The 25659-nt window shown below is 70.0% G+C and carries 22 protein-coding genes; 11 read left to right on the forward strand and 11 right to left on the reverse strand.

Annotated elements, in window-relative coordinates; translation table 11 throughout:
- Position 1 precedes the first annotated feature (1 nt).
- The 4 genes from H5U26_RS04285 to H5U26_RS04300 all read right to left on the reverse strand — a co-directional run bounded on the left by H5U26_RS04285 (position 2) and on the right by H5U26_RS04300 (position 4215).
- Positions 2 to 364 carry a DUF6763 family protein gene (locus H5U26_RS04285; RefSeq protein WP_290617012.1) on the reverse strand — a complete coding sequence of 121 codons (363 nt, stop codon included), beginning with the start codon at positions 362 to 364 and terminating at the stop codon, positions 2 to 4.
- A gap of 43 nt (positions 365 to 407) precedes the next feature.
- The gene (locus tag H5U26_RS04290; protein WP_290617014.1) at positions 408 to 1328 is read right to left on the reverse strand and encodes a histone deacetylase family protein; all 921 of its coding nucleotides are present in this window, start codon (positions 1326 to 1328) and stop codon (positions 408 to 410) included.
- A 3-nt stretch (positions 1329 to 1331) separates the two neighbouring features.
- Complete coding sequence (locus H5U26_RS04295; RefSeq protein WP_290617016.1) at positions 1332 to 4031, reverse strand: bifunctional acetate--CoA ligase family protein/GNAT family N-acetyltransferase; 2700 nt, start codon at positions 4029 to 4031, stop codon at positions 1332 to 1334.
- Positions 4032 to 4092: 61 nt separating this feature from the next.
- Positions 4093 to 4215, reverse strand: coding sequence for a hypothetical protein (locus H5U26_RS04300; RefSeq protein WP_290617019.1), 123 nt, complete (start codon positions 4213 to 4215; stop codon positions 4093 to 4095).
- A gap of 49 nt (positions 4216 to 4264) precedes the next feature.
- On the opposite strand from H5U26_RS04300, the gene H5U26_RS04305 reads away from it, so the two are divergent.
- From H5U26_RS04305 to H5U26_RS04330, 6 genes are all read left to right on the forward strand, one after another.
- The gene (locus tag H5U26_RS04305) at positions 4265 to 4930 is read left to right on the forward strand and encodes a response regulator transcription factor (RefSeq protein ID WP_290617021.1); all 666 of its coding nucleotides are present in this window, start codon (positions 4265 to 4267) and stop codon (positions 4928 to 4930) included.
- Positions 4917 to 6329, forward strand: coding sequence for a histidine kinase dimerization/phospho-acceptor domain-containing protein (locus H5U26_RS04310; RefSeq protein WP_290617023.1), 1413 nt, complete (start codon positions 4917 to 4919; stop codon positions 6327 to 6329). Before H5U26_RS04305 ends, H5U26_RS04310 begins: the two co-directional genes overlap by 14 nt.
- Before the next feature lie 197 nt (positions 6330 to 6526).
- Positions 6527 to 7570, forward strand: coding sequence for an efflux RND transporter periplasmic adaptor subunit (locus H5U26_RS04315; RefSeq protein WP_290617025.1), 1044 nt, complete (start codon positions 6527 to 6529; stop codon positions 7568 to 7570).
- A gap of 2 nt (positions 7571 to 7572) precedes the next feature.
- Positions 7573 to 10641 (forward strand): CusA/CzcA family heavy metal efflux RND transporter, encoded by a 3069-nt coding sequence (locus tag H5U26_RS04320; protein WP_290617027.1) that lies wholly within the window; start codon positions 7573 to 7575, stop codon positions 10639 to 10641.
- Entirely contained in the window at positions 10638 to 10946 is a 309-nt protein-coding gene (locus H5U26_RS04325; protein ID WP_290617029.1) for a DUF3240 family protein, read from the forward strand. Before H5U26_RS04320 ends, H5U26_RS04325 begins: the two co-directional genes overlap by 4 nt.
- A complete protein-coding gene (locus H5U26_RS04330; protein WP_290617031.1) occupies positions 10943 to 12256 on the forward strand; it encodes a TolC family protein in 1314 nt (437 codons plus the stop codon). The genes H5U26_RS04325 and H5U26_RS04330 overlap by 4 nt, the downstream gene beginning before the upstream one ends.
- A 100-nt stretch (positions 12257 to 12356) precedes the next feature.
- On the opposite strand, the gene lysS is transcribed toward H5U26_RS04330, so the two are convergent.
- Together lysS and prfB are read right to left on the reverse strand one after the other, a co-directional pair.
- A complete protein-coding gene (gene lysS, locus H5U26_RS04335; RefSeq protein ID WP_290617033.1) occupies positions 12357 to 13844 on the reverse strand; it encodes a lysine--tRNA ligase in 1488 nt (495 codons plus the stop codon).
- A 3-nt stretch (positions 13845 to 13847) separates the two neighbouring features.
- Positions 13848 to 14946, reverse strand: a protein-coding gene (gene prfB / locus H5U26_RS04340) for a peptide chain release factor 2 (RefSeq protein ID WP_290617618.1) whose coding sequence is annotated in 2 segments (ribosomal slippage) — positions 13848 to 14870 and positions 14872 to 14946 — 1098 coding nt in all. Because the reading frame shifts where the segments join, the coding sequence is not laid out codon by codon here.
- 132 nt (positions 14947 to 15078) lie between these two features.
- Here prfB and H5U26_RS04345 point away from each other — a divergent pair.
- Positions 15079 to 15948 (forward strand): alpha/beta hydrolase, encoded by an 870-nt coding sequence (locus H5U26_RS04345; RefSeq protein ID WP_290617035.1) that lies wholly within the window; start codon positions 15079 to 15081, stop codon positions 15946 to 15948.
- Positions 15949 to 16020: 72 nt separating this feature from the next.
- Here the strand turns inward: H5U26_RS04345 and H5U26_RS04350 are convergent, their stop codons facing one another.
- The 5 genes from H5U26_RS04350 to bphC all read right to left on the reverse strand — a co-directional run bounded on the left by H5U26_RS04350 (position 16021) and on the right by bphC (position 21224).
- Positions 16021 to 17172 (reverse strand): alkane 1-monooxygenase, encoded by a 1152-nt coding sequence (locus tag H5U26_RS04350; RefSeq protein WP_290617037.1) that lies wholly within the window; start codon positions 17170 to 17172, stop codon positions 16021 to 16023.
- A 32-nt stretch (positions 17173 to 17204) separates the two neighbouring features.
- Positions 17205 to 18632 (reverse strand): aldehyde dehydrogenase family protein, encoded by a 1428-nt coding sequence (locus H5U26_RS04355; RefSeq protein WP_290617039.1) that lies wholly within the window; start codon positions 18630 to 18632, stop codon positions 17205 to 17207.
- A 300-nt stretch (positions 18633 to 18932) separates the two neighbouring features.
- Positions 18933 to 19829, reverse strand: coding sequence for an NAD(P)-dependent oxidoreductase (locus tag H5U26_RS04360; RefSeq protein WP_290617041.1), 897 nt, complete (start codon positions 19827 to 19829; stop codon positions 18933 to 18935).
- Positions 19830 to 19864: 35 nt separating this feature from the next.
- Positions 19865 to 20221, reverse strand: coding sequence for a diacylglycerol kinase (locus H5U26_RS04365; protein WP_290617043.1), 357 nt, complete (start codon positions 20219 to 20221; stop codon positions 19865 to 19867).
- 94 nt (positions 20222 to 20315) lie between these two features.
- On the reverse strand, positions 20316 to 21224 hold the full coding sequence (gene bphC / locus H5U26_RS04370; RefSeq protein ID WP_290617045.1) for a biphenyl-2,3-diol 1,2-dioxygenase: 909 nt from the start codon (positions 21222 to 21224) through the stop codon (positions 20316 to 20318).
- Between the two features lie 96 nt (positions 21225 to 21320).
- On the opposite strand from bphC, the gene H5U26_RS04375 reads away from it, so the two are divergent.
- The 4 genes from H5U26_RS04375 (at position 21321) to H5U26_RS04390 (ending at position 25647) form a co-directional block, all read left to right on the forward strand.
- On the forward strand, positions 21321 to 21569 hold the full coding sequence (locus H5U26_RS04375) for a SemiSWEET transporter (protein ID WP_290617047.1): 249 nt from the start codon (positions 21321 to 21323) through the stop codon (positions 21567 to 21569).
- A gap of 145 nt (positions 21570 to 21714) precedes the next feature.
- A complete protein-coding gene (locus H5U26_RS04380; RefSeq protein ID WP_290617049.1) occupies positions 21715 to 22872 on the forward strand; it encodes an acyl-CoA dehydrogenase family protein in 1158 nt (385 codons plus the stop codon).
- A gap of 8 nt (positions 22873 to 22880) precedes the next feature.
- Positions 22881 to 23960, forward strand: coding sequence for an acyl-CoA dehydrogenase family protein (locus H5U26_RS04385; RefSeq protein ID WP_290617051.1), 1080 nt, complete (start codon positions 22881 to 22883; stop codon positions 23958 to 23960).
- Positions 23961 to 24039: 79 nt separating this feature from the next.
- Positions 24040 to 25647 (forward strand): long-chain fatty acid--CoA ligase, encoded by a 1608-nt coding sequence (locus tag H5U26_RS04390; protein WP_290617053.1) that lies wholly within the window; start codon positions 24040 to 24042, stop codon positions 25645 to 25647.
- Positions 25648 to 25659: the final 12 nt, after the last annotated feature.

Genomic DNA, 25659 nt, shown 5'->3' on the forward strand with positions numbered 1-25659 from the left:
GTTACTCGTCCCAGTCGCCGCCCAGCTCCTCCGGGGGCAGGTCATCGTCACGGGCGGCGCGGCGACCCCGGGGGCGACGTTCGGCATCCGGTTCCTCCCAGTCGTCCTCCGGCACGCCGATCTCGGGCTCTTCGTCTTCCTCCTCGTCCACGGCGTCGAGCGGGCCGGTCCAGTCCTCCGGCGGCTCGGCCGGTTCCAGATCGATTTCGTACCAGTCGTCGAGGGGGATTTCGTCCAGCGTGCCATCCACGTACTGGATTTCCACGCTGGCGGTTTCCTCGTCGACGGCCACCACCTCGAAATCGAGGCCCTTTTCGACGTGCTGGTACCAGTTGCCTACGATCGGGTCCATGTCGTAGCTCATTGCGGTTTCCTCTGCGATGCGTTGCCGCGGCCTGCGCCGCGGTTCAGGTAAGCAGGACATCAAGGTGCGCCCGCACACTGCGGGCCAGAGCCGGCAAATCGTAACCGCCTTCCAGCACCGACACGATGCGGCCCTGCGCATGGCGTGCGGCCAGTTCGTGGATGACCCGCGTCACCCAGGCGTAGTCGTCCTCGGTCAGGCACAGCTGGGTCATCTCGTCGTCGCGATGGCCGTCGAAGCCGGCCGAGATGAAGATCATCTGCGGCGCAAAGCGCTCCAGCGCCGGCAGCCACTCGTCCTCGACGGCGGTGCGAAAGGCCTCGCTGCCCAGGCCGGCGGCGATCGGCGCATGGATGACGTTGGGCGCCCGAAAATTCATGTCCGTGTACGGGTAGAACGGGTGCTGGAAGCTGCTGCACAGCAGCACCTGCGGCTGGTGATGAAAGACTTCCTCGGTGCCGTTGCCGTGGTGCGCGTCGAAATCGACGATCGCCACGCGCTGCACCTGGCCTCTGGCCAGTGCGTGGGCGACGCCGACCGCGACGTTGTTGTAGAAGCAGAAACCCATGGCGCGGCGGCGCTCGGCGTGGTGACCCGGCGGGCGCACGCAGCAGAAGGCGTTTTGCACGGTGCCGGCCAGCACCAGATCGGTCGCCTGCACCGCCGCGCCCGCGGCGCGCCGGGCGGCGGCCAGCGTATAGGGATTCATGGCGGTGTCCGGATCGACGTGGATCAGGCCGTGCTCCGGGCTGCGCGCGTCCAGCGCGTCCAGATAGTCGGCATCGTGCACGCGCAGCAGCTGTTCGCGCGTCACTTCCGGCGCCTCGAAGTGGCGCAGCAGCGGATCCAGGCCGGTCGCGATCAGGTGATCCTGGATCGCCGCCAGGCGACCGGGGGCTTCCGGGTGCCAGGGGCCGGCGTCATGTTCGTTGCAGGCCGGGTGGGTGATGAAGGCGGTGTGCATGGCTCAGGTCGCAGGCAGCTCGGTCAGGTCCAAGGTTACCCGCACCAGGGAAGGATCATCGGGGTCATCCTTGACCCTGAAGCCGAGCTTGCGCACCAGGCCCAGCATGGCCGCGTTCTCGCGCAGCACGTCGCCCCACACCTCACGCAGGCCGCGCTTTTTGGCGTAATCGATGATCTGGCGCATCAGCAGCGCGCCCAGGCCCTGGCCGGTCATGTGCTCGGGCACCACCACGGCGTACTCGCCGCGCTCGTTGTCCGGGTCGGCGGCGATGCGCACCACGCCGAAGATTTCCGTGGTGCCCGGAATGCCCGGCTCGGTCAGGATCAGCGCCATCTCGCGGTCGTAGTCGATCTGCGTCAGGCGCGCGGCCAGGCTGTGGCCGAGCTCCTTCATCGGCACGAAAAAGCGCAGCCGCACCTGCTCGGGCGTCAGGCGCTCGAAGCTTTTCTGCAGCTTCGGCTCGTCCTCCGGCAGGATCGGCCGCAGCAGCAGGCTGCGCCCGTCGCCGATCACCACGGTCTGCTCCAGGGACTTCGGATAGGGCCGGATCGCCAGGCGCGGGGCGGCCGGATCGGCCACGGCCGCCACCCGCGCCCGCACGTCCACCGCCAGCACGCCTTCGGGGCTGGCCAGCAGCGGGTTGATGTCGAGCTCCACCAGTTCGGCCAGGTCGGCGGCCATCTGGGCGACCTTGATCAGCGTCAGCGCGATGGCGTCCAGGTCCGCGCCGGGGATGCCGCGGTGGCCCTGCAACAGGCCGTGCACGCGGGTGAAGCTCATCAGCTCGTGCGCCAGGCGCATGTTCAGCGGCGGCAGGCCGATGGCGGTGTCGTTGAGCACCTCCACCGCCGTGCCGCCCTGGCCGAACAGGATGCACGGCCCGAACTGCGGGTCGACCGCAATGCCGACGATCAGCTCGTGGCTGCGGCTGCGGTCCAGCATCGGCTCGACCTGAAAGCCGTCGATGCGCGCATCCGGACGGCTCTTGCGGACCTGTTCGAGCATCGCCTCGGCGGCGTCGCGCACCGCCGCCGGGTGGTGCAGGTTCAGGACCACACCGCCGACGTCGGTCTTGTGGATGATGTCCGGCGAGCGGATCTTGAGCGCCACCGGGCCACCGATGTCGGTCGCCGCCTGGCCCGCCGCCTCGGGCGTAGCGGCGTGCCGGGGCTGCACCTGCGGGATGTGGTAAGCCGCCAGCAGGGCCGTGACCTCGTCGGGCGCCAGCCACTCCCGGTGATCGGCCAGTGCCTGGCGGCACACGTAGCGGGCGCGCTCTGCATCCGGCTCGAACTGTTCCGGCACCGACGGCGGCGTCTGCATCAGCGCCAGCCGGCCACGGCGGTAGCGCTCCAGGTACATGAAGGCGCGCACCGCCTCTTCCGGCGTGCGGCAGGTGCCGATGCGATTGTCGGTGAACACCTGCCGCCCGGCCCGGGCAACCTGATCGCCCACCCAACTGGTCACCAGCGTCTTGCCCGGCTTGCTCTTGAAGGCGCGCACCACGGCGCGGGCCGCCTCGGCCCCGTCGGCGACGGCCACCGGCGCGTGCAGCGCCAGCACGGCATCCACGCCCGGATCCTGCAGCAGCGGCAGCAGGGCCGCCTCGTAGCGTTCGGGCGGCGCGTCGCCGACGATGTCGACCGGATTGCCGTGCGACCAGGTGGGTGGCAAGGCGCGATCCAGTGCCGCGATGGTCTCCGGCGCCAGCTCGGCCAGGCGTCCGCCGTGCTGCTCCAGGGCATCGGTGGCCATGATGCCGATGCCGCCGCCGTTGCTCAGGATGGCCAGCCGATCGCCGGCCGGCGGGCGCGTGGTGGCCAGGATCTCGGCCGCCGTGAACAGCTCGTCCAGGGTGTGCACGCGCAGCATGCCGGCGCGCCGGAACACCGCGTCGTAGACCGCGTCGTTGCCGGCCAGCGCCCCGGTATGCGAGGCGGCGGCGCGGGCGGCGGCGGCACTGCGCCCGGCCTTGACCACCACCACCGGCTTGACGCGCGCCGCGGCGCGCGCGGCCGACATGAACTTGCGCGGACTGCGCACCGCCTCGATGTACAGCAGGATGGCGTCCGTGTCCGGATCGCCGGCCAGGTAGTCCAGCAGGTCGCCGAAGTCCACGTCGGCCACATCACCCAGCGACACCAGGTGCGAGAAGCCGACCCCGCGCGGCTGCGCCCAGTCGATGACCGAGGTCACCACCGCGCCGGACTGGGCGACGAAGGCCAGCCGGCCGGCGCGCGGCGTCAGGTGCGCAAAGCTCGCGTTCAGATGCTGTCCGGGCACCATCAGACCCACGCAGTTGGGCCCGACGATGCGCAGCAGATGGGGCTGGGCGGCCTCCAGCATGGCGCGGCGCAGGGCCGCGCCGTGGGCGTTGTCGCTGTCCTTGAAACCCGCGGTGATGATCACGGCCGCCTTGGTGCCGCGGGCGCCCAATTCCGCGATCAGGCCCGGCACCGACTCCGGCGGCGTGGCGATCACGGCCAGGTCCGGTGCCAGCGGCAGGCTGGCCACGTTCTTGTAGGCCAGCACGCCCTCGACGGCCACGTACTTCGGATTGACCGGCATCACCGGCCCGTCGAAGCCGGCCCGGAACAGGTTGCGCGCCAGCACGGCACCGACCGAGCCCGGCCGGGTGCTGGCGCCGATCAGCGCCACCGATTTGGGTTTGAACAGGTAATTGAGGTTGCGGATGGTCATCGGGCCGACGCCGGAACGGGAAATGCTTTCGATGCTAGCAGGACAGTGGGACGGTGAGCGGTCACATGCCGGACACCGCGCTGAAACCCAGGGCGGCACCGTCGATCGCGCCGCGCGCCGGGCGACGCCGCAGGAACACCCGCGGCGCCGGCCCCGACATGCCAGGCGCCATAATGCCTGCCATGACCACTCGTAGACCGCCCACGCCGGGCGCCGCGGCGGCCGGCTGAGCCATGCGCCTGCTGCTGGTGGAAGATTCCCAGCGCCTGCGCGAGGGCCTGCAAACGGGCCTCGCCGGCGCCGGTTTCGCCGTCGATGCCGCCGCCGACGGTGCTGCTGCACTGGCCTTTCTGGATGCCTACGACTACCCGCTCACGGTGCTCGACCTGGGCCTGCCCAAGGTCGACGGCATGGCGGTGCTGGCGCATCTGCGAGCCGGGCCCAGGCCGACCCGGGTGCTGGTGCTGTCGGCCCGCGACCAGCTCACCGACCGCGTGGCGGCGCTGGACGCCGGTGCCGATGACTACCTGGTCAAGCCTTTCGCGCTGGATGAGCTGATCGCCCGCCTGCGGGCACTGAGCCGGCGCTACCACGGCGCGACCACGCCGCAGCTGGCGGCCGGCAATCTCGAACTCGACAGCGCCCGGCGTGTCGCCCGCTGCGCGGGACGGCCCCTGAACCTGTCGCCACGCGAGTACGCGCTGCTCGAGATCCTGCTGCACGGCCGCGGGCGGGTGCTGTCGCGGGCCATGCTGTTCGAGCGCCTGTACGGCGCCGATGCCCGCGCCTCCGACAAGGTGATCGAGGTACTGATGAGCGGCCTGCGCGGCAAGCTTGCCGCCGCCGGCTGGGATCGGCAGATCGAAAACCGCCGCGGTTTCGGCTATGTCCTGGACTGAGTACCGGCGCCGCCGGCGGCATTCGCTGCGCAGCACCCTGGGGCTGCGCCTGGGCCTGACTGTGGCACTGGCCATGGGCGGTCTGTTCGCGCTCATCGACTATCTGGTGGACGCCGAGCTGTACCGGCGCTTCGACATCGGCCTGGCGGCCCGGGCTCATGCGCTGACCGCCTACCTGGGCGCCCCCGGCGCTGACCCGCGGCCGCCCATCGAGACCCTGATGCCGCAGTTCCGCGGCCAGGGGCATACCGATTTCTATCAGGTCTGGGACGGCCACGGTGCCGTGCTGGCGCGCTCGGCCTCCAGCCATGGGCGCGATCTGGCGCGCCCGGCGCAACCGAGCAGGGACGGTACCTACTACGACCTTCGGCTGCCGGACGGCCACCGCGGCCGCGCCCTGGCCCGGGTAGTGCCGCTACCGCCCGATGACCCGCGCGGCGCGCTGCTGGTCGTGGTCGCCGAAGAGCGCGAGGCGCTGGATGCGCTCGAGCGGCGTCTGCACCGCATCCTGTTCACCGGCACCGGCGGCACCCTGCTGCTGGTGCTGGTGCTCACCGCTTGGTCGATCCGCCGCGCATTTGCCCCGCTCGATGCCTTCGGCCGCGCGGTGGCGGAACTGTCGCTCGACGGCGGCGGCCGGCCACCGCCCGGCGACGACCTGCCGAGCGAGCTGGCGCCCGTCGCCGGCAAGCTGGCGGCGACGCTGGAGCGCCTGCTGGCCGCGCTCGAACGCGAGCGGCGCTTCTCGCGGGATCTCGCCCATGAGCTGCGCACGCCGCTGGCCGAGGCGCGGCTGCTGGCCGAACTGGCCCGGCGCGAGCCGGATACTGCGGGCGCAAATCTCGCCCAGCTGGACGCCGCGCTGGCCGAGATGAGCAAAATCGTCGACGGCCTGCTGTATCTCGCCCGCGTCGAGGCAGGCAGCGAGCAACCGCAGCCGGAGCCGCTCGATCTGGCCGCGCTGCTGGCGGCACAGGCCATGCGCTGCCGGGTGCCGGCCACCGAGCGCGGCCTCGACTGGCAACTTCGGGTCGAGCCCTGCTGGGTGCTGGCCGATGCGGCGCTGCTCGAGCGCCTGCTCGCCATCCTGTTCGACAACGCCGTGCAGCACGCCCCGTCCGGCGACTGCGTGCGGGTGCAGAGCGCCTGTGATCCCCCCGCGCTGTGGCTGGAAAACGCCGCGCCGCTGCTCGAACCGGCCGATCTGGGCCGCCTCGCGGAACGCTTCTTTCACCGCCACGAGGGTGGCAACGAGGCCCACGCCGGCCTCGGCCTCGCGCTCGCCCGGGCGTTGGCCGCCGCGCTCGGACTGCAACTGTCGTTCACGCTTGATGGCGGCCGCCTGCGGGTATCGCTCGGCGGCTTTGCGCCCATTCCGGCCGATCCGGCGCAGGACTGAAAGCCACGGCCTGTTTTCAAACAAGCGCTGAATAAATCCATCCTGGATTTTTCAGCGCCCGCCATCGAAAAAGTGTGGTTTTCCGATGGCTGACAAAATCAGCCGCTGATCGTGGCGGCGCCCGCGCAGCGGCTCCTTAAGCGTTTCCAAAGTCTGGGGTCGGACACTGCGCGCCAGTCCCGTCACCGGAAGCTGCGATGCGCCCTCTCGCCCTGGCCCTGGCCGTCCTGTTCGGCCTCATTCACCCGCTGCTGGCCGCCGACATCGCCGTCAGCCCCGAGCAGGCCACCGCGCTGGGCGTCGAAACCCAGCCGGCGGCGCCGGCGACGGTGTTGATGGCCGCGCGCCTGCCGGCCACGCTGGTGCTGCCGGGCAGCGGCGCCCGCGCGGTGGTGGTCCCCTTCGGCGGCGTGGTGACGCGCCGGCTGGCGCAGGAGGGCCAGACGGTGGCGGCCGGGCAGGCGCTGGTGGAACTGCACAGCGCCGAGTATCTGGCCGCCCACGCCGCCCAGCGCGACCGGCAGGCGCGGCTGGAACAGGCCCGCCAGCAGGCGGCACGCGATACCGCGCTGCTGCGCGAGGGCATCGTGCCGGCACGCCAGGCACAGCAGAGTCAGGCGGTGCTGGCGGCCGTGCAGGCCGAGTTCGGCGCCGGGCGTGAGCTGCTGGCCGCCACCGCCGCGGTGGACGGGCAGCCGGCCGTCTATCGGCTGCTGGCGCCGGCCGCCGGAGTGGTGCACGAGGGCGAGTTGCGCCTGGGCGAGCCGGTGCCGGCCGGCCACAGCGCGGCGCTGCTGCTCAGCGGCGATCGCCTGTGGGCCGAGGCGCAGCTGCCGCCGACCCTGGTCGGGCGTGTTCGCGCCGGGCAGGCGGTGCGCCTGCCCGGCGGCGCTCCGATCGGCCGGGTGATCGCCGTCGGCAGCGTGCTCGATCCGGCCAGCCGCGCCGCGCTGCTGCGCGCCGAGCTGCCGGCGGCGGGACTGGCCGCTGGCCAGACCCTGGAGATCGAGATTCTCGACACCCCGCCGGCGCAGGCGCGGCGCGTGCCGGTCAGCGCGCTCGGCCGCGACGGCGACCAGACCCTGGTGTTCCTGGCGGTGGACGGCGGCTTTCGACCGCAGCCGGTGGAGGTCCTCGGCCGCGACGGCGAGGACGCGGTGGTGCTGGGCCTGCCAGCCGACGCCCAGGTGGTGGCCCGCGGCGTGGCGGCGCTGAAGGTGCTGGCCCGGCAGGAGCCCTGAAGATGCTGTCGCGACTGGTGGAATTCGCCCTCGCCCAGCGCCTGGTGGTGCTGCTGGTCACTGCGCTTGGCGTGGGCGCCGGCATCGCCGCCTGGCGGCAGCTGCCGATCGACGCCTTTCCGGATATCTCGCCGACCCAGGTCAAGCTGATCCTGAAGGCCCCCGGCATGACCCCGCAGGAGGTCGAGCAGCGCATCCTGGTGCCGCTGGAGATGGAACTGCTCGGCCTGCCGCGGCAGGTGCAGCTGCGGGCCCTGGCCAAATACGCCATCGCCGATGTCACCCTGGTGTTCGAGGACGGCACCGACATCTACTGGGCGCGCCAGCAGGTGGCCGAGCGCTATGCCGGCGTGCGCGACGCCCTGCCGGCGGGCGTCGAAGGCGGGCTGGCGCCCATCGCCACACCGTTGTCGGACCTGTTCATGTTCACCATCGAGGGTGATCTCGGCCTGACCGACAAGCGCGATCTGCTGGACTGGACCATCCGTCCGGCGCTGCGCACCGTGCCCGGCGTGGCCGACGTCAACGCCCTCGGCGGCCGGGTGCGCACCTACGAGGTGGTGCCGGACCGCGCCGCGCTGGCCGCCGCCGGGGTGACGCTGACCGAGCTGGCCGCTGCGCTCGAGGTCAACAACCAGAACGACGGCGCCGGCCGCCTGCACGACGGCGAAGAGGCGCTGGTGGTGCGCGCCACCGGCGCCTACGAGGGCCTGGACGATGTGGCCAGCGTGGTGGTGGCGCGGCGCGACGGCCGGGTGCTGCGCGTGGCCGACCTGGCTCAGGTGCGCTTTGGCGAACTCGCGCCGCTCGGCGCGGTGAGCAAGGACGGCCGCGGCGAGGCGGTGGAGGCGATCGTGGTCGGTCTGCGCGGCGCCAACGCCGGCGCGGTGGTGGCCGGCGTGCGCGCCAAGCTCGCCGAGCTGCAACCGGCACTGCCGCCCGGGGTGAGCCTGAACGTGTTCTACGACCGCAGCGACCTGATCGCCCGCGCCGTGGGCACCGTCAGCCGCGCGCTGATCGAGGCGGCGGTGCTGGTGGTGGTGCTGCTGCTGCTGTTCCTGGGCGAGCTGCGCGCGGCACTGGTGGTGGCGATGACGCTGCCGCTGGCGGCGCTCGGCACTTTCCTGTTGATGCGCCTGACCGGCATGAGCGCCAACCTGATGAGCCTGGGCGGGCTGGCCATCGCCATCGGCATCCTGGTCGACGCCGCCGTGGTGGTGGTCGAGAACGCCGTCGAGCGCCTGGCCGGCGAGGAGGCCCAGCGCCTGCCACGCCTGCACATCATCTACCGCGCCGTGGCCGAGGTGGCGCAGCCGGTGACCACCGGCGTTTTCATCATCGCGCTGGTGTTCCTGCCGCTGCTGACGCTGGAAGGGCTCGAAGGCAAGCTGTTCGCGCCGGTGGCCCTCAGCATCGTGTTCGCGCTCGGCGCCTCGCTGCTGGTCGGGCTCACCTTCATCCCGGTGCTGGCCTCGCTGGTGCTGCACGCCGGTCCGCATCGCGATCCCTGGCTGATGCGCCAGCTGGCGCCAGCCTATGCGCGGCTGCTGGGCGCCTGCCTGCGCCGGCCGCTGCCGCTGATCGCGGTGGCGGTGGTCGGCCTGCTGCTGGCCAGCGGCGCCTACCTGCGCACCGGCAAGAGCTTCATGCCGACCCTGGACGAGGGCGCCATCCTGGTGCAGCTGACCAAGCTGCCATCGATCGACGTCGACGCCAGCCTGGCGCTCGATCAGGCCGTGCAGCGGGCGCTGCTGGCCGAGGTGCCGGAGGTGCAAAGCATCGTCGCGCGCCTGGGCTCGGACGACCTCGGCCTGGATCCGATGAGCCTGAACGACACCGACAGCTTTCTGGTGCTGGCGCCCAAGGAGCAATGGCGGGTGCCGGACAAGGATTGGCTGGCAGCGCGCCTGCGCGAGGTGCTGGCGCGCTTTCCGGGCATCGAGTTCACCTTCACCCAGCCGATCGAGATGCGCATCTCGGAGATGCTCACCGGCTCGCGCGGCGATCTGGCGGTGAAGATCTTCGGGCCGGACCTGGCCGAGCTCGACCGGCTGGCCGGGCGCATCGCCGCAGTGCTGGAAGCGACCCCCGGCGCCAGCGAGGTGTTCACCGTGCACAACGAGGGCGTGCAGTACCTGGAACTGCGCCTCGATCGCCTGGCCGTCGGCCGCGCCGGCCTCGATGCCCAGGCCCTGCAGCGCGAGCTGCGCGCCCAGGTGGACGGCCTGCGCGCCGGCACGGTGCTGGAAGGCAACAAGCGCATCCCGCTGATGGTGCGCGGCGAGCCGCGCCTGCGCCGCGACGCCGACGCCCTGGCCGAGACACGCATCGCCCTGCCCGACGGCGGCAGCGCGCGCCTGGCCGATCTGGCCCGCATCGAGCGCATGGCCGGCCCGATCAAGGTGGACCGCGAGGACGGCGAGCGCTTCGCCGTGGTGCAGGCCAACGTCGCCGGCCGCGACCTGGTGGGCTATGTGGACGACGCCCGGGCCCGCGTCGCCGCAGCAGTACCGCTGCCGCCCGGTTACCGGCTGGTGTGGGGCGGCCAGTTCGAGAATCAGCAGCGCGCCGCCGCGCGCCTGGGCCTGGTGGTGCCGGTGGCGCTGGGGCTTATCTTCTTCGTGCTGTTCGCCACCTTGGGCTCGGTGCGCCAGGCGCTGCTGATCCTCGCCAACATCCCGTTCGCGCTGATCGGCGGGGCGATCGCCCTGTGGGCGTCCGGCGAATACCTGTCGGTGCCGGCCTCGGTGGGCTTCATCGCCCTGCTCGGCATCGCCGTGCTCAACGGCCTGGTGCTGCTGACGCACTTCAACCAGCTGCGCGCCGCCGGCCTGCCGATCGAGCAGGTGGTCTACGACGGCGCCCGGCGGCGCCTGCGCCCGGTGCTGATGACCGCCGGCATCGCCGCCCTGGGCCTGGTACCGCTGCTGCTGCAGACCGGGCCCGGTTCGGAGATCCAGCGCCCGCTGGCGATCGTGGTGCTGGGCGGGCTCATCACCTCGACCGCCCTGACCCTGCTGCTGCTCCCCATCCTGTACCGGCGTTTCAGCGCCGCGGAGGCGCGCCCATGAACTCCGATCTGCAGCAACTGACCCTGGTGTTCCCGGACGAGCTCGAAGGCGCCGTGCTGGATGCGCTCGGCACCATCGCACCGGAGCAGCCCTACACCCTGCTGCACGCCACCGGCCACGGCCGCGACTTCGCCGCCGCCAGCAACCGCGAGCGCGTGCGCGGTCAGGTCGGGCGTCGGGTGCTGTGGGTGGTGGCCGCGCCTGCCAGCATCGAGCCGCTGCTGGCGGCGCTGCGCGAGCGCATCCACAGCCGCGACCTGGTCTGGTGGCGGGCGCCGGTGGCCGCCTTCGGAGACTTTTCATGAAACAAACGCGCATGGCAGCGGTGCTGGCACTGGCTGCGGCGCTGGCCGTCAACACGACCCAGGCAGGCGCCGCAGAAGCCGCAGAACCGGTGCCGTTGTTGCTGCCGGACCCTGACACCGCCCACCAGGTGCTGTCCGAAACCCCCACCGTGCAGGCGGCGCTGGCGGCGCGCGAGGCGGCCCGGGCGCGCGGCGAGGCGCTCGATACCGGCCCCTACGAGTTCGAGCTCGACGCCGTCGGCCAGCGCCGCGACGTGCGCCACGAGGGCGACTACAACGAGTGGGAGGCCGGCATCAGCCGGCGCCTGCGCCTGCCGGGCAAGGCGGCGCTGGACCGCGAACTGGGTGCACTCGGCAACGACGCGGCCGAGCTCGGCATCGCCGACGCCTTCCACGGCGCGGCGCTCGAACTGCTCGACGGCTGGTTCGGCTGGCTGGATGCGGCCAGCGCCGTGGCCGCGGCCGCCAGCGCCCGCGACCGCTTGGCCGAGGAGCGCGCGGCGGTCGACAAGCGCCTGGCGCGCGGCGACGCCGCCCGCATCGACCTCGACCTGGCCGACTCGGCGCTGGCCGGCGCCGAGGCGGCCCTCGCCGAGGCGCGCACCGCCGCCGCCGAGACCAGCGCCGCGCTGGGCGCGCGCTACCCCACCCTGGCACTGCCGGCCGCGCCGCCGCCCATCCCGGAGCCCGAAGCGCCGGCCATGGACGCCGCGGCGCTGGCCGCCCAGATCGTCGCCCGCAGCCACGAGATCGGCATCGCCGAGGCTCGCTACCAGCAGTCCATGAAGCGCGCCCAGCGCGGCGAGCGCGACCGCCGGCCGGACCCCGCGCTGGGCATCCGCACCCTGTCCGAACGCGGCGGCGACGAGACCGCCGTCGGCCTGACCTTCAACATCCCCATCGGCGGCCGCTACCGAGCGGCCGAGGCGCGCGCACTGGCCGCCGATGCCGGCGCCGCCGGGGCCGAGCTCGACGCCGTGCGCCGGCAGGTCGTGGCCGGTTCCCGCAGCGTCACCGCCCGCATGCAGGGTAGCCTCGCCGCCTGGCAGGCGGCGCGCCGCGCCGCCGAGGCCGCCGACACCCACGCCGCGCGCGCCCGGCGCGGCTATCAACTGGGCGAGACCGACCTGTTCAGCCTGCTGGCCGCCGAGCGCACCGCCCAGGACGCCCGGCGCGCGGAAATCGCCGCCCGTATCGCCGCGCACCGCGCCATCGCCCGGGTGCGGGTCGACGCCCACGAGATGTGGGCATACCACCACGGGCACGAGGAAGACGGCGCAGCGGCGGACGAGCACCGCCACGGCCAGTGAAATCCGGCAGCGGCCTGACGGTGCTACGCAGGAGCCTGGCTTGCCGGGCGATGGCTGACCGCATGGGGCCGGCCTGCCATCTGCGAATGGCTGGCCGCCCTCACCGCTCCGGGCGCAGGTGCGGGAACAGGATCACCTCGCGGATGGAGGTGACGTCCGCGAACAGCATGGCCAGCCGGTCGACGCCGATGCCCTCGCCGGCGGTCGGCGGCAGGCCGTATTCGAGCGCCTCCACGTAGTCGGCGTCGAAATACATGGCTTCCTCATCGCCGGCGGCCTTGCGGGCGGCCTGCTCCAGGAAGCGCGCCGCCTGGTCCTCCGGGTCGTTCAGCTCCGAGAAGCCGTTGGCCAGCTCGCGCCCGGCGATGAACAGCTCGAAGCGCTCGGTCAGCGCCGGGTCGTCGGCGCGGCGGCGGGCCAGCGGCGAGACCTCGACCGGGAAGTCGGTGACGAAGGTCGGCTGGATGAGCTGTTCCTCGACCACTTTCTCGAACAGCTCGAGCTGCACCTGCGCCAGCCCGTCGTCGTCCTTGACCACCAGGCCCAGCTCCCGCGCCAGGGCGCGGGCGGCGTCCAGATCGGCCAGCAGCGCCGGGGTGGCGCGCGGCAGGTAGGCCGTGATGGCCTCGGCCAGCGTGTAGCGGGCGAAGGGTTTGCCGAAGTCGATCGGCTGGCCCTGATAGCTCAGTTGGGTGCTGCCGAGCACGCGCATGGCCAGATCCCGCAGCAGGCGCTCGGTCAGGTCCATCAGGTCGCGGTAGTCCGCGTAGGCCTGGTAGAACTCGAGCATGGTGAACTCGGGGTTGTGGCGCGTGGACAGCCCCTCGTTGCGGAAATTGCGCCCCAGCTCGAACACCTTCTCGAAGCCACCCACCACCAGCCGCTTCAGGTACAGCTCCGGCGCTATGCGCAGGTACAGCGTCATGTCGAGCGCGTTGTGATGGGTCACGAACGGTCGCGCCACGGCGCCGCCGGGCATCGGCTGCATGAGCGGGGTTTCGACTTCCAGAAACCCGTCTGCGACGAACCACTCGCGCAGGCCCGTCACCAGCGCCGAGCGGATGGCGAAGGTGCGCCGCGCCTCCTCGTTGACGATCAGGTCCAGGTAGCGCTGGCGGTGGCGGCGCTCGGCATCCTGCAGGCCGTGCCACTTGTCCGGCAGCGGACGCAGCGATTTGGTCAGCAGGCGCAGCGACTCGGCGCGCACGGTCAGCTCGCCGGTGCGGGTGCGAAACAGCGTGCCGCTCACGCCGACGATGTCGCCCAGGTCCAGGCGCTTGAAGTCCTCGTAGGCGTCCTCGCCCAGCACGTCGCGCTGCACGTACACCTGCATGCGGCCGGAGCTGTCCTGCAGGTGCACGAAAGAGGCCTTGCCCATCAGGCGGCGGGTCATGATGCGCCCGGCGATGCGCACTGCCACCGGCTGCGCGTCCAACGCCTCGGCCGGCGTGTCGGCGTGCGCGCGCAACAGCTCGGCGGTCAGGGCGTCGCGGCGAAAGTCATTCGGGTAAGCCTGCCCGGCATGGCGCCAGTCAGCCAGCTTGCCCCGGCGAATGGCGATCTGCTCGTTGTCGTCTTCGTGGTGCATGGCTTACAGGCCGCTCTTGAGGCTGGCTTCGATGAAGGGGTCCAGGTCACCGTCCAGCACCGCCTGCGTGTTGCCGGTCTCGACGTCCGTGCGCAGGTCCTTGATGCGCGACTGGTCCAGCACGTAGGAGCGGATCTGGTGGCCCCAGGAGATGTCGGACTTGGCGTCCTCGGTGGCCTGCGCCTGGGCGCGGCGGGCGTTCAGCTCGCGCTCGTACAGCTTGGCGCGCAGCTGCGCCATGGCGGTGGCGCGGTTCTTGTGCTGCGAGCGGTCGGCCTGGCAGGCCACCACCACGCCGGTCGGCACGTGGGTGATGCGGATGGCCGACTCGGTGCGGTTCACGTGCTGGCCGCCGGCGCCGGAGGCGCGGTAGGTGTCCACGCGCAGGTCGGCCGGGTTGATGTCGACCTCGATGTTCTCGTCCACTTCCGGGTAGGCATAGACGGAAGCGAACGAGGTGTGGCGGCGGTTGCCGGAGTCGAACGGCGACTTGCGCACCAGTCGGTGCACGCCGGTTTCGGTGCGCAGGTAGCCGTAGGCATACGGGCCGCGCACGTGCACGGTGGCGGACTTGATGCCGGCCACCTCGCCGTCGGATTGTTCCGTGATCTCGACCTCGAAGCCTTTTCTTTCGCACCAGCGCAGGTACATGCGCAGCAGCATCTGCGCCCAGTCCTGCGCCTCGGTGCCGCCGGAGCCGGCCTGGATGTCCAGATAGGCGTTGTTGGCGTCGGCCTCGCCCGAGAACATGCGCTGGAATTCCAGCCGCTGCACATGGGCTTCGAGACGCTCGACGTCCTTTGTCAGCGCAGCCGCGGCGGACTCATCGTCCTCCAGCTCGATCAGCTCGGCCAGCTCCAGGCTGTCGGCGATGCCGCGCGTCAGCTCACTGATGCCGCCGACGACTTCTTCCAGGCGCGCTCGCTCGCGGTTCAGTTCCTGAGCGCGCTCGGCGTTTTCCCATACCTTGGGGTCTTCGAGCTCGCGCAGGACCTCGGTCAGGCGCTCTTGCTTGGTATCGAGGTCAAAGATACCCCCGTAGCGTGGCCACCCGCGCCGCCAGTTCTTTCAAGGTGTTTCGCTGGGTGCTGATGTCGATCATGGTCGGGCGGCGGGCCGGTGGCGAATAAAGGGCGCGCATGGTACCGCGCCGGCCTCGCGTGCGCCCCAAAAAAAGGCGCCGCGGCGCTGCTACCATCGCCCCGCGCGACAACACCATCAACGGAGGAGCCCCATGCCCATCGCCCGCCTGAACGGCATCGACATCAACTACCAGGTCACCGGCGACGGGCCGGCAACGCTGGTGCTGGTGCACAACGTGATCGCCAACATGAGCGCCTACGACGACAACGCGCCTGTTTTCGGCAAGCATTTCCGGACCATCCGCTTCGACCTGCGCGGGCACGGCCAGTCGTCCAAGGTCGCCAGCCAGGACGAGGCGCCGAGGTTTTACACCTTCGAGAACACAGCCGCCGATCTGGCCGCGTTGCTCGATCACCTCGGCGTCGAGCGCTGCCACGTGCTGGGCCAGGCCTACTGGGGCGTGAGCACGGCCAGCACCTTCATGGCCAGACACCCCGAGCGTGTGCAGAGCCTGACCGCGGTCAGCTGCGACCTGCTGGCCACGGAGGACGGGTTGGGTCTGTTCGACAAGCTGACGCCGGAGCTGCGCGCCGGCTTCGAGCGCCTGCACGCGGTGGCACGCAGTGAGGGCATGCTGGCCGTGTTCGAGGCGCGCAAGCAGACGCGCACCTTCTGGGGCGACCGGCTGATGGCGAGCCCGGCCATCCTGGAGCGGTTCCGGCAGATGTACGCCACCACCTCGCCGCTGACCTTCCTGAACTTTCCGCTCATGCGCCCGGCGGCCAAGCAGGCGATCACCGACGCTCTCAAGGCGCACCGCATCCCGACCTTCGTGCTGATGGGCGTGCAGGACCCCCACCCAGAAGAAATGATCGCCCACTGGAAGACCGACTACCCGGACTGCCACGCCCTGCTGCTGCCGGACTGCGGCCACTACGTGGCGATCGAGAACCCGGCTGACTTCAACCGGGCGGTGCTGAATTTCCTGGCGGGTGTGCGCGCGTACGGCAGCGGGTTTTGACGCCAGGTCGAAAGGCCGTTTGAACCGTCCACGGGGTGGGGTGCTCCCATACCCCGTGGACTTCGCCCGGGCTCAGTGGATATGCGCCCCGGCCACGAAGCGTTCCGGCAAGGCCCCCGGCAGCGCGTGCGGCACCACCTCGCCCTTGTCGTAGAAAGCCTCGAGCACCGGATGCACCAGCCGCCGCCACACCGGCGGCACGAAGGCGGCGAAGATCATGGTCAGGTAGCCGTACGGCAGACGCGGAGCCTCGGGTCGCACGCGCAGGATCTGGAATGGCCGGCCGGAGTTTTCGTGATGGTCCGCATGGCGATCCACCGCCGTGAACAGGAAGTTGCTCAGCATGTAGCTGTCGTCCCAGGAGTGAATGGCCCGCGGCGGCTCGTACTCGCCATTGGGCAGCTTGCGCCGCGACAGGCCGTAGTGTTCCAGGTAATCGCCCACCGACAGCAAAAAGCGCGGCGCGGCGTATTGCAAAGCAAACAACGCCAGCGCCAGCGGGCCGAAATACCAGGTCAGACCCACCACCCAGGCCAGCTCGTTCAACGTCAGCCAGATCATCAGATTGCGCGGCGACAGCCAGCCGCTGCCCAGACGGCGCAGGCGCTGCGCCTCGATCTGCCAGGACATCACGAACTTGCGCGAGATGTTGCGCACCGTGAACTGCCAGAACGATTCACCGTACCGCGCCGAGCCCGGATCCTCGGGCGTCGCCACCACGTTGTGGTGCCCGTAGTTGTGATAGACGAGAAAATTGGCCATGCCGCACAGGCACAGCACCTGCACGCCGATGAAGCGGTCCAGGCGGCTTGGGTGATGACACAGCTCGTGTGCCAGCGTGGCGCCAAAACCCACGCCGACCGCCATCGACAGCGCCAGACCGATCTGCGCATGCAGCGCCATGTCGGTTTCGATGATCAGGTGATAACTGAACAGCACCAGCGCGATCTGCACCGGCAGGTACAGCCACAGCGTCAGGCGGTAATAGAGGCTCTGCTCGTACTGGCGTTCGAGCTGCGGCGGGACGTTCAGGTTGTCCTCGCCGAGCAGGCGATCCAGCACCGGACCGACGACGAAAATCAGCACGACGGTCAGCCAGTGCCAAGCGCCGCCGCCCAGCCAATAGCCGACAAACGGCAGCAACGCCACCAGACTGACTGGAATGGCGCCGACCTTGGTCAGCGGACTGAGTCGAACCTTGCCTTGCTCAAGCGCCACGTCCATGTCGATTTCTCCTCCTTGGAATTATCGAAAAATCACTTCACGAAGCGGTCCATGATTCGGGACAACCGCGCCGAGTACGGCGGCATGATCCAGCGCGTGAAGCTGATGCGGCTGGTCTGGCGCAGCACGGCGCGCTCGTTCGAGAAGGCCTGGAAGCCATAGAAACCGCCCGACTTGCCGATGCCGCTGTTGTTCACGCCACCGAACGGCAGGTTCGGGTGCAGGCCGTGCAGCATCACGTGGTTGATGGTGGTGCCGCCGGCCGAGGTGCCGCGCAGGATGCGCTCGACGTTGTCCTTGATACGGCTGAAGACGTACAGCGCCAGCGGCTTGGGCTTGGCGTTGATCAGCTCCAGCGCGCGATTCAGATCCTGGTAGCCGAGCACCGGCAACAGCGGGCCGAAGATTTCCTCCTGCATCAGCCTGGCGTCGGGCGGCACGTCGGTGAGCACGGTCGGCGCGATGAAGCGCTCGGCGGCATCCGACTGGCCGCCGGTCACCACCCGCGCGCCGCGCGCCAGCGCATCGTCCAGCAGGCCCTGCACGCGGGCGTGGTGGCGCGGATTGACGATGCGCGTCAGCTGCGGCAACCGGCCGGCCTGGCCGCCGGCGTGCGCCTTGAACTGGCGATCCAGGGCGCCCAGCAGCTCGTCCTTGCGCGACTCGTGCACCAGCACGTAATCGGGCGCCACGCATACCTGGCCGCCGTTGAGCAGCTTGCCCCACACCAGGCGCTCGGCGGCGGCCTCGACGTCGGCGCTCTCGTCCACGATTACCGGCGACTTGCCGCCCAGCTCCAGCGTCACCGACGCCAGGTGCTCGGCCGCGGCGCGCATAACGACTTTGCCGATCTCGGGATTGCCGGTATAGAAGATGTGGTCGAAGGGCCGGCGCAGCAGCGCCTGCGCGACTTCCGGCCCGCCCTCGAAGACCGCCACTTCGGCCTCGTCGAAGGTTTCGGCGACGATGTTACGAATCACCGCCCCCAACGCCGGCGTCATCTCGGACGGCTTGATGATGGCCGTGCAGCCAGCGGCGACGGCGCTGGCCAGCGGCACGAAACTCAGGAATACCGGCACGTTCCACGGCGCGATGATCAGCGCCGCGCCCTTGGGCTCGTAGCGGATTTCGCCGCGCGTGCCGAGCAGGTTGATCGGCGTTTTCACCCGCTGCGGACGCATCCAGCGCTTGAGGTGTTTGAGCGCCAGATCGATGCCCTGCGTGACCGGCATGATCTCGCCCAGCAGCGCTTCGACCGGCTGTTTGCGCATGTCGGCGTGGGCAGCCGCCACGATATCCGCCTTGTGTGCGATCACCGCCGCGCGCAGGCGGCGCAGTTTTTCAAGCCGCTGCTCGGCGGTGGTCTGGCGCAGTTCGATCTTGCGCGCCTGCTGCAACGCGAAGACCCGATTGATTTCGGCCTGCAGACGGGGCTGGGGCAGTTCGTTGATGGCATTCATAGCGGTTCTCCTTAACCTGGGCCGAAGAACCGGAATATAAACTGAATGACTGTTTGGGAAAGGCTGAAGCGTTCATTCCCGCAGCGCAGGGACGCGCTCATCGGAAAAATTGCAGGAGCCCGGCTGCGCGCGGGCAGGTCGCGCAGCGAAGCTGCGCGCACGGTTTTTCGGTAGCGGGTTGAGAAATCCAGGATGGATTTATTCAGCGCCTTGCATAGGGAGGCGGGGCAACGCGCGCCCCGGCAGCGGCCAAACCGGCGCCAGACATCTTGAAGAAGCCAGTCGGCACTTGAATGCCGCTCAAGGCGAAGCGCCGAACAGCTGCACGCCGGCCTCCCGTTCCAGCGGCAGCAGCATGGCCAGGGTGTCGCGGTCGGCATAACCGGCTTGCATGGCTGCCTCGATGGCCGCGAACGCCGCCTCGCCGGTCGCGCTGCGCACGCCGCATTCGGCGGCCATCTCGAGCGCCAGGCGCAGATCCTTGTGCAGCAGTTCCGTGCGGAACTTCGGCTCCAGGTCGCGCGCCTTCAGGCGCGGGTACATCATCTCCAGAATCGCGCTGCGCCCGCTGCTGCCCATCAGCACCTGATACAGCGCGTCCAGGTCCACGCCGGCCTTCTGGCCCACCAGCAGCATCTCGATCAGCGCCCGCTGGTGCACACCCACCAGCAGGTTGTTGATCAGCTTGGCGACCGCGCCGCTGCCGGTCGGCCCCATGTAGACGACGGTCTTGCCCATGGCATCCAGCACCGGGCGCGCCTGCTCGAACACCGGCCGTTCGCCGCCGACCATGATGCCGAGCGTACCGGCCTGCGCGCCGGCCGGGCCACCCGACACCGGCGCGTCGAGAAAATGCACGCCGCGCGCCTGGGCGGCAGCGGCGATCCGGCGACAGGTGTCCGGCCCGACCGTGCTGTGGTCGATCAGCAGCGCGCCCGGCCGGGCGGCGGCCACCAGGCCATCGGGTTCGAGGTAAACACGCTCGACGTCAGCAGGCATCGGCAAACAGGTGCACACCACGTCGACCGCGGCAGCGAGGGCTGCATAACCGCCGGCCTCGGTTGCACCGGCGGCCAGGGCCTGCTCGATCGGCCCGCGGCTGCGGCTGACCACCTGCAAAGGGAACCCTGCCTTGCGCAGATTCAATGCCATCGGCAGCCCCATGCTGCCCAGTCCAACGTAACCGACCTGCACCATCGCGCACCTCCTGCAAAAATTGACCGCGTCGCCGCTCAGCTCAGCCAGCGGGCCCCGGCAATCAGCACCCACACCGACAAGGCCAACACCAGCGCCACGAACACCGCCGCCGAAGCCATGTCCTTGGCCCGACCGGACAGCTCGTGCCGCTCCGGGCCGATGCGGTCGATGGCCGCCTCGATGGCCGAGTTCAGCAGTTCCACGATCAGCAGCAACAGCAGGCTGCCGACCAGCAAGGCCCGCTCCACGGCGGTGCGCCCCAGCCACAGTCCGGCCGGCGTCAGTACCGCCACGATCAGCAGCTCCTGGCGAAACGCTTCCTCGCCGGCGAACGCGGCCCGCAGACCCTTGGCCGAGTAATACGCCGCCCGCCCGATCCTGGCCAGACCCATCCGCCACCCCCGGAATGCAAACGCCCCGAACGGGTCGGGGCGCTTGCAGCCAAACCACCCGGTGGCGTCACCACCACCGGGCACGGACCTGCTGTCAGGCCTGCATCTCCAGGTCCATGCCAAAGCCGGTGGCCTCGACACCGTGACCCCACACGTCGGCCACGTAGTACTCGGACTGGTGGGTGGCCTTGCGGGCGCCCCAGCCGTACTCCCACAGCCAGCCGGACGGGTTGCCCATGTAGAACGACCACATCTGGTCATTGCTGTGCTTGCCCGGCTGGATGGCCACCGGAATCTTGCGCTTGCGCACGATGTCCAGCGTGTAACCCACGTCGTCCATGTTCTCCACCTCGATCATCAGGTGGTTGATGCGCTTCGCCATCGGCGCGCCCAGGAAGGCCACCGAGTGATCGCGCTCGTTGCAGTGCATGAACACCGGCGAGGCGGTCATGTTGGTGCCGGGGATCGGCAGGTTGTACTCCACTGAACCGCGCATGCCCAGCACGTCGGTGTAGAAGCGATAGGCCTTTTGCACGTCGTCCTGGCGCAGGATACAGTGGCCAACGCCGCCGGCACCGGTCAGGAAGCGGCCGTACATGCGCCGGCCGGGGTGGAAGGGCAGGAAGCTCTCGATGCGCGGGCCGTGGTAGATCTCGGTCGGGTTGCCGCCCGGGTCCTTGAACTTGAGCAGGTCGAGCACCATGCGCTCCTTGCGCTCCTCGCCGTCGGCCTGCTTCCAGTCCACACCGGCGGCGTCCAGCTGGCGCTTCATCTCGTCGAATTCTTCCGGCCCGGCCACGCGCCAGCCAATGAAGTCCATGTCGTCGTCGCCGTGCAGGTTCACGACGATGCGGTGATGCTGGTTGTCCATGCGCAGGTAGAAGCGATCGCCGTCGCCCTCGTCCAGCACCTCCATGCCAACCACCTGACTGGCAAACTCACGCCAGGCGTCGCCGTCCTTGACACCGATGCCCAAGTAGCCGAATTCCGTTACCTTCGCCATGTCGAACTCCTCCGTGGGGAACGCCGCCTCCCACACATGGCAGAAGGCAAGAATCGGGATGATAACCAACAAATCACGCTGCGGAGTGACTGTCCGATGACGACCGCCATCGGCCTGCTGGCGGCGCTGCTGACCACGGCCGCCTTTCTGCCGCAGGTGCTGCACACCCTGGCCACGCGCGATACGCGCGGCATCTCGCTGCCGATGTACGTGATCTTCGTGACCGGCGTATTGCTGTGGTTGATCTATGGCCTGCTGACCGGCGACCTGCCACTGATCCTGGCCAATGCGATCACGCTGCTGCTGGCGGGCGCGATCCTGTACCTGAAGCTGCGCCACGGCTGAGTTCGCCTTGATGGCTGCAGGATGACCGCGCTGCGTCGCCTGCTTTAACATGCGTTAAGCGCTTGCCCGCCGGGCTGCCCAAATCGCAGCAGCGCGGCGGTCGCCAAAGAATCCTCCGAATCCAGACTGCACGCGGGAGCCTTCGTTGTCCTCACCCGGCATCACCCTCGAACCGGCCCGTCTGCCGCCGGTCTGCGAAGTCTTGCGCAGCCAGGTGCGCGAGTTTCTGAGCCAGGAGCTGGCCGCCGGCCGCTTCACGCCCTGCTGCGACAACTGGCTGGGCGGCTTCGATCCGGATTTCAGCCGCCGCCTGGCCGCGCGCGGCTGGCTGGGCATGACCCTGCCGCGCGAGTACGGCGGCCACGGCCGCACAGCCCTGGAACGCTACGTCGTCACCGAAGAGCTGTTGGCGGCCGGCGCACCGGTGGCCGCGCACTGGGTGGGAGACCGCCAGACCGGCCCGTCCCTGCTGCGCTACGGCACCGAGGAACAAAAGCAGTTCTTCCTGCCCAAACTGGTCAGCGGCGAGGTGTTCTTTGCCATCGGCATGAGCGAGCCGGGCAGCGGCTCGGACCTGGCCTCGGTGCGCACCCGCGCCGAACGGGTGGACGGCGGCTGGGCCATCACCGGCACCAAGCTGTGGACCTCCAACGCCCACCGCGCGGACTGGTTCTTTGCGCTGTGCCGCAGCGCGCCGCTGGGCGAGGACCGCCACGCCGGCCTGTCGCAGTTCATCATCGACCTCAAAAGCCCCGGCATCCGCATCCGCCCGGTGCCGATCCTGACCGGCGCCCATCACTTCAACGAGGTGGTGATGGATCGCGTGTTCGTGCCCGACACGCGGGTGCTGGGGCAAATCGGCCAGGGCTGGCAGCAGGTGACCTCCGAGCTGGCCTACGAGCGCTCCGGTCCGGAGCGGTTCATGTCCACCTTCCCGCTGCTGCAGGAGCTGCTGCGCGTGGTGGGCGACACGCCGGACGAGCGCACGGCGATTGCCATCGGCGAGCTGGCGGCGGAACTGTGGGCGCTGCGGCGCATGTCGCTGTCGGTGGCGGCGGCCCTGCAGCGCGGCGAGGCGCCCGACGTGGCGGCAGCGCTGGTCAAGGACCTGGGCACGCGTTTCGAGAGCGAGGTGTTCGAGCGCGTGCGACTGCTGATCGACTGCGCCCCGTCGCTGGCGGCGCGGCGGCGCATCGACCTGCTGCTGGCGCAGGCGGTGCTGCACTCGCCCGGCTTTACGCTGCGCGGCGGTACCAACGAAATCTTGCGCGGCGTCGTGGCCCGCGCCCTGGGACTCAGGTGAGCGCTGCGATGAGCGACGATACCCGTCAGATGCTGCTGGACACCCTGGAGCGGGTGCTCACCGATCACTGCACTGCCGAGCGCGTGCAGGCCGCCGACCAGGGCGGTTTCGATGCCGCGCTGTGGCAGACGCTGGAGGAACTCGGCTACCCGCTGGCCGGCTTGCCGGAACAGGCCGGCGGCATCGGCCTGCCGCTGCCGGACCTGTGCGCGCTGCTGCGCGTGTGCGGGCGGCACTGCGCACCCGTGCCGCTGGCGGAAAGCGCCATGCTCGCCGCCTGGCTGCTGGCCGACGCAGGTTTGGAACTGACGGGCGGCGTGCTGGCCGTGGCCGCCGCCGACTCGAAACAAGTCAGGATCACCCCTCAGGGCAGCGGGCTGCGCCTGGCGGGCGCCGTGTCCCGCGTCGCCGCCGCGCGCCACGCCAGCGCCATCGTGCTGTTGTTGGAAAACGGCGGCGCCTGTCAGGTCGTCGTGCTGCATCCCACCGATTACCGGCTGGAGGTCAGCGACAACTTGGCCGGTGAGGCGCGGGACGACATGCACCTCGACCTGACAATCGACGCCGGCCGGCTGCACGCCGCCGCGGCCGGTGTGACACTCGAAGCCTTCCACGCCCGCGCGGCCTTGCTGCGCGCGGCACTGATGACCGGCGCCCTGGAACGTGCCCTGCAACAGTCGCTGGACTACGCCCGCGAGCGCAAGCAGTTCGGCCGCGCGCTGGCCGCCTTCCAGGCCATCCAGCAGCAACTGGCCATCCTGGCGGCGGAAGTCGTGGCGGCCAATGCGGCGGTGGACCATGCGGCCGCCGTGGCCGAAACCGGACCGGCCCTGGACGAGATCGCCGTGGCCAAGATTCGCGCCGGAAAGGCCGCCGGCATCGCCTGTCGCATTGCCCATCAGGTGCATGGCGCCATGGGTTTCACGCAGGAATACTCGCTGCAACACGCCACGCGCCGGCTGTGGTCCTGGCGCGACGAGAACGGCACGGAAGCCGCATGGGCGCTGCGCCTCGGCCAGCGCCTGGCGCGCGCGGGCGCCGCTGCGCTATGGCCGCTGACCACGGCCAGCGGCGCTGTGGCAGACTGACCGGCAGTGCAGCCGGCAGCGGCGCCATAACGACAGATCAGCGCCCGGCGTGTACACGGACGTTTGAGGAGGACGAGCGGTGGAACTGAACATTCGCCTGCTGCTGGAGCGGGCGGCGCGCTATTTTCCGGACAACGAGATCGTCACCCACCTGCCGGATGGCGGCCTGCACCGCTACACCTACCGCACCCTGAACGAGCGTGCGCATCGCCTGGCAAGCCGCCTGGCGAGCATCGGCGTGCGCCCCGGTGACCGGGTGGCCACGCTGGCCTGGAACACCTACCGCCATTTCGAGCTGTACTTCGCGCTGCCGTGCGCCGGCACCGTGCTGCACACGGTCAACTTGCGCCTGGCCGATGAACACATCGCCTACATCCTGAACCACAGCGAGGACTCGGCCGTTTTCGTTGATCCGGACCTGCTGCCGACGCTCGAGCGCATCGCCGACCACATAAAAACGGTCAGGACTTTTGTGGTGCTGGCCGACCGGGTGCCGGCAACCTCGCTGCCGAACGTGTTGGCCTACGAGGATTTGATCGCGGCGGGCGATCCCGGATTTGCCTTCAATGAACTGCCGGAGCGCACGCCAGCCGGCATGTGCTACACCTCGGCCACGACCGGCCTGCCCAAGGGCGTGGTCTACAGCCATCGCGACATTTACCTGCACACCATCACCGAGTGCCTGGGCGACGTGCTCGACATCCGCGAGCGCGACACCCTCCTGCCGGTGGTGCCGATGTTCCATGCCAACGCCTGGGGGCTGCCGTTTGCCGCCGCTTGCATGGGTGCCAAGGTAGTGCTGCCGGGCGAGCGGCCACACGCGCCGATGATCCTGGACCTGATACAGGAAGAAAAGGTCACCTTCGCTGCCGCCGCGGTAAGCATCGGCATCGACATGATGACGGAGCTCAAACGCCAGCGCCGCGACCTGTCCAGCCTGCGCGGCATCATGCTGGGCGGCTCGGCCACGCCGGCGGCGGTGATGGAGTTCTACCTCAAGGAATTCGATGTCCCGATCATCACTGCCTGGGGCGCGACCGAGATGGCGCCGCTGGCCACCTGCGCGCACATCCGGCGCGCCGATCTGGACAAACCACCGATCGAGCACATACCGACCCGCATCCGCCAGGGCATCCCCTGTCCGGGTGCGGAACTCAAGGTGCTGGACAACGAAGGCCGCGAGGTGCCCTGGGACGACCAGGCCGTCGGCGAGATCTACGTGCGCACGCCCTGGAGCGCCACCGAGTATTACCACGACGAGCGCAGCCGGGAAAGCTTCATCGACGGCTTCTGGAGAAGCGGCGACATGTCGGCGGTGGACCGCCATGGCGTGCTGCGACTGGTGGACCGGTCCAAGGACCTGATCAAGAGCGGCGGGGAGTGGATTTCGTCGGTCGATCTTGAAAATGCCCTGATCGCCCACCCCAAGGTCCGTGAGGCTGCCGTGGTGGCGGCGCCCGACACCAAATGGCTAGAGCGCCCCTGCGCCTACGTGGTTCCGGAGCCCGGCGCCGCGCCGTCGCAGGCGGAGCTGCGCGCCTGGCTGGAGCCGAAGTTCGCCAAGTGGTGGCTGCCGGATCATTACCTGATCGTCGATGCCATCCCCAAGACCGGCGTCGGCAAGATCAACAAGCGGGCCCTGCGCGAGCAGGTCGAACGGGATATCCGCCAGTCGGCGGGTGCTTAAACCACAGCTTCA

It is taken from the genome of Immundisolibacter sp. (assembly GCF_014359565.1).
Classification (GTDB): Bacteria; Pseudomonadota; Gammaproteobacteria; order Immundisolibacterales; family Immundisolibacteraceae; genus Immundisolibacter.

Coding starts and splice junctions, on each gene's coding strand:
- H5U26_RS04315 (WP_290617025.1), top strand. CDS start 6,527: ATGCGCCCTCTCGCCCTGGCCCTGGCCGTCCTGTTCGGCCTCATTCAC.
- H5U26_RS04345 (WP_290617035.1), top strand. CDS start 15,079: ATGCCCATCGCCCGCCTGAACGGCATCGACATCAACTACCAGGTCACC.
- H5U26_RS04365 (WP_290617043.1), bottom strand. CDS start 20,221: ATGGGTCTGGCCAGGATCGGGCGGGCGGCGTATTACTCGGCCAAGGGT.
- H5U26_RS04290 (WP_290617014.1), bottom strand. CDS start 1,328: ATGCACACCGCCTTCATCACCCACCCGGCCTGCAACGAACATGACGCC.
- H5U26_RS04330 (WP_290617031.1), top strand. CDS start 10,943: ATGAAACAAACGCGCATGGCAGCGGTGCTGGCACTGGCTGCGGCGCTG.
- H5U26_RS04295 (WP_290617016.1), bottom strand. CDS start 4,031: ATGACCATCCGCAACCTCAATTACCTGTTCAAACCCAAATCGGTGGCG.
- H5U26_RS04300 (WP_290617019.1), bottom strand. CDS start 4,215: ATGGCAGGCATTATGGCGCCTGGCATGTCGGGGCCGGCGCCGCGGGTG.
- H5U26_RS04325 (WP_290617029.1), top strand. CDS start 10,638: ATGAACTCCGATCTGCAGCAACTGACCCTGGTGTTCCCGGACGAGCTC.
- H5U26_RS04385 (WP_290617051.1), top strand. CDS start 22,881: ATGAGCGACGATACCCGTCAGATGCTGCTGGACACCCTGGAGCGGGTG.
- H5U26_RS04310 (WP_290617023.1), top strand. CDS start 4,917: ATGTCCTGGACTGAGTACCGGCGCCGCCGGCGGCATTCGCTGCGCAGC.
- H5U26_RS04350 (WP_290617037.1), bottom strand. CDS start 17,172: ATGGACGTGGCGCTTGAGCAAGGCAAGGTTCGACTCAGTCCGCTGACC.
- lysS (WP_290617033.1), bottom strand. CDS start 13,844: ATGCACCACGAAGACGACAACGAGCAGATCGCCATTCGCCGGGGCAAG.
- H5U26_RS04305 (WP_290617021.1), top strand. CDS start 4,265: ATGCGCCTGCTGCTGGTGGAAGATTCCCAGCGCCTGCGCGAGGGCCTG.
- bphC (WP_290617045.1), bottom strand. CDS start 21,224: ATGGCGAAGGTAACGGAATTCGGCTACTTGGGCATCGGTGTCAAGGAC.
- H5U26_RS04285 (WP_290617012.1), bottom strand. CDS start 364: ATGAGCTACGACATGGACCCGATCGTAGGCAACTGGTACCAGCACGTC.
- H5U26_RS04320 (WP_290617027.1), top strand. CDS start 7,573: ATGCTGTCGCGACTGGTGGAATTCGCCCTCGCCCAGCGCCTGGTGGTG.
- H5U26_RS04360 (WP_290617041.1), bottom strand. CDS start 19,829: ATGGTGCAGGTCGGTTACGTTGGACTGGGCAGCATGGGGCTGCCGATG.
- H5U26_RS04355 (WP_290617039.1), bottom strand. CDS start 18,632: ATGAATGCCATCAACGAACTGCCCCAGCCCCGTCTGCAGGCCGAAATC.
- H5U26_RS04375 (WP_290617047.1), top strand. CDS start 21,321: ATGACGACCGCCATCGGCCTGCTGGCGGCGCTGCTGACCACGGCCGCC.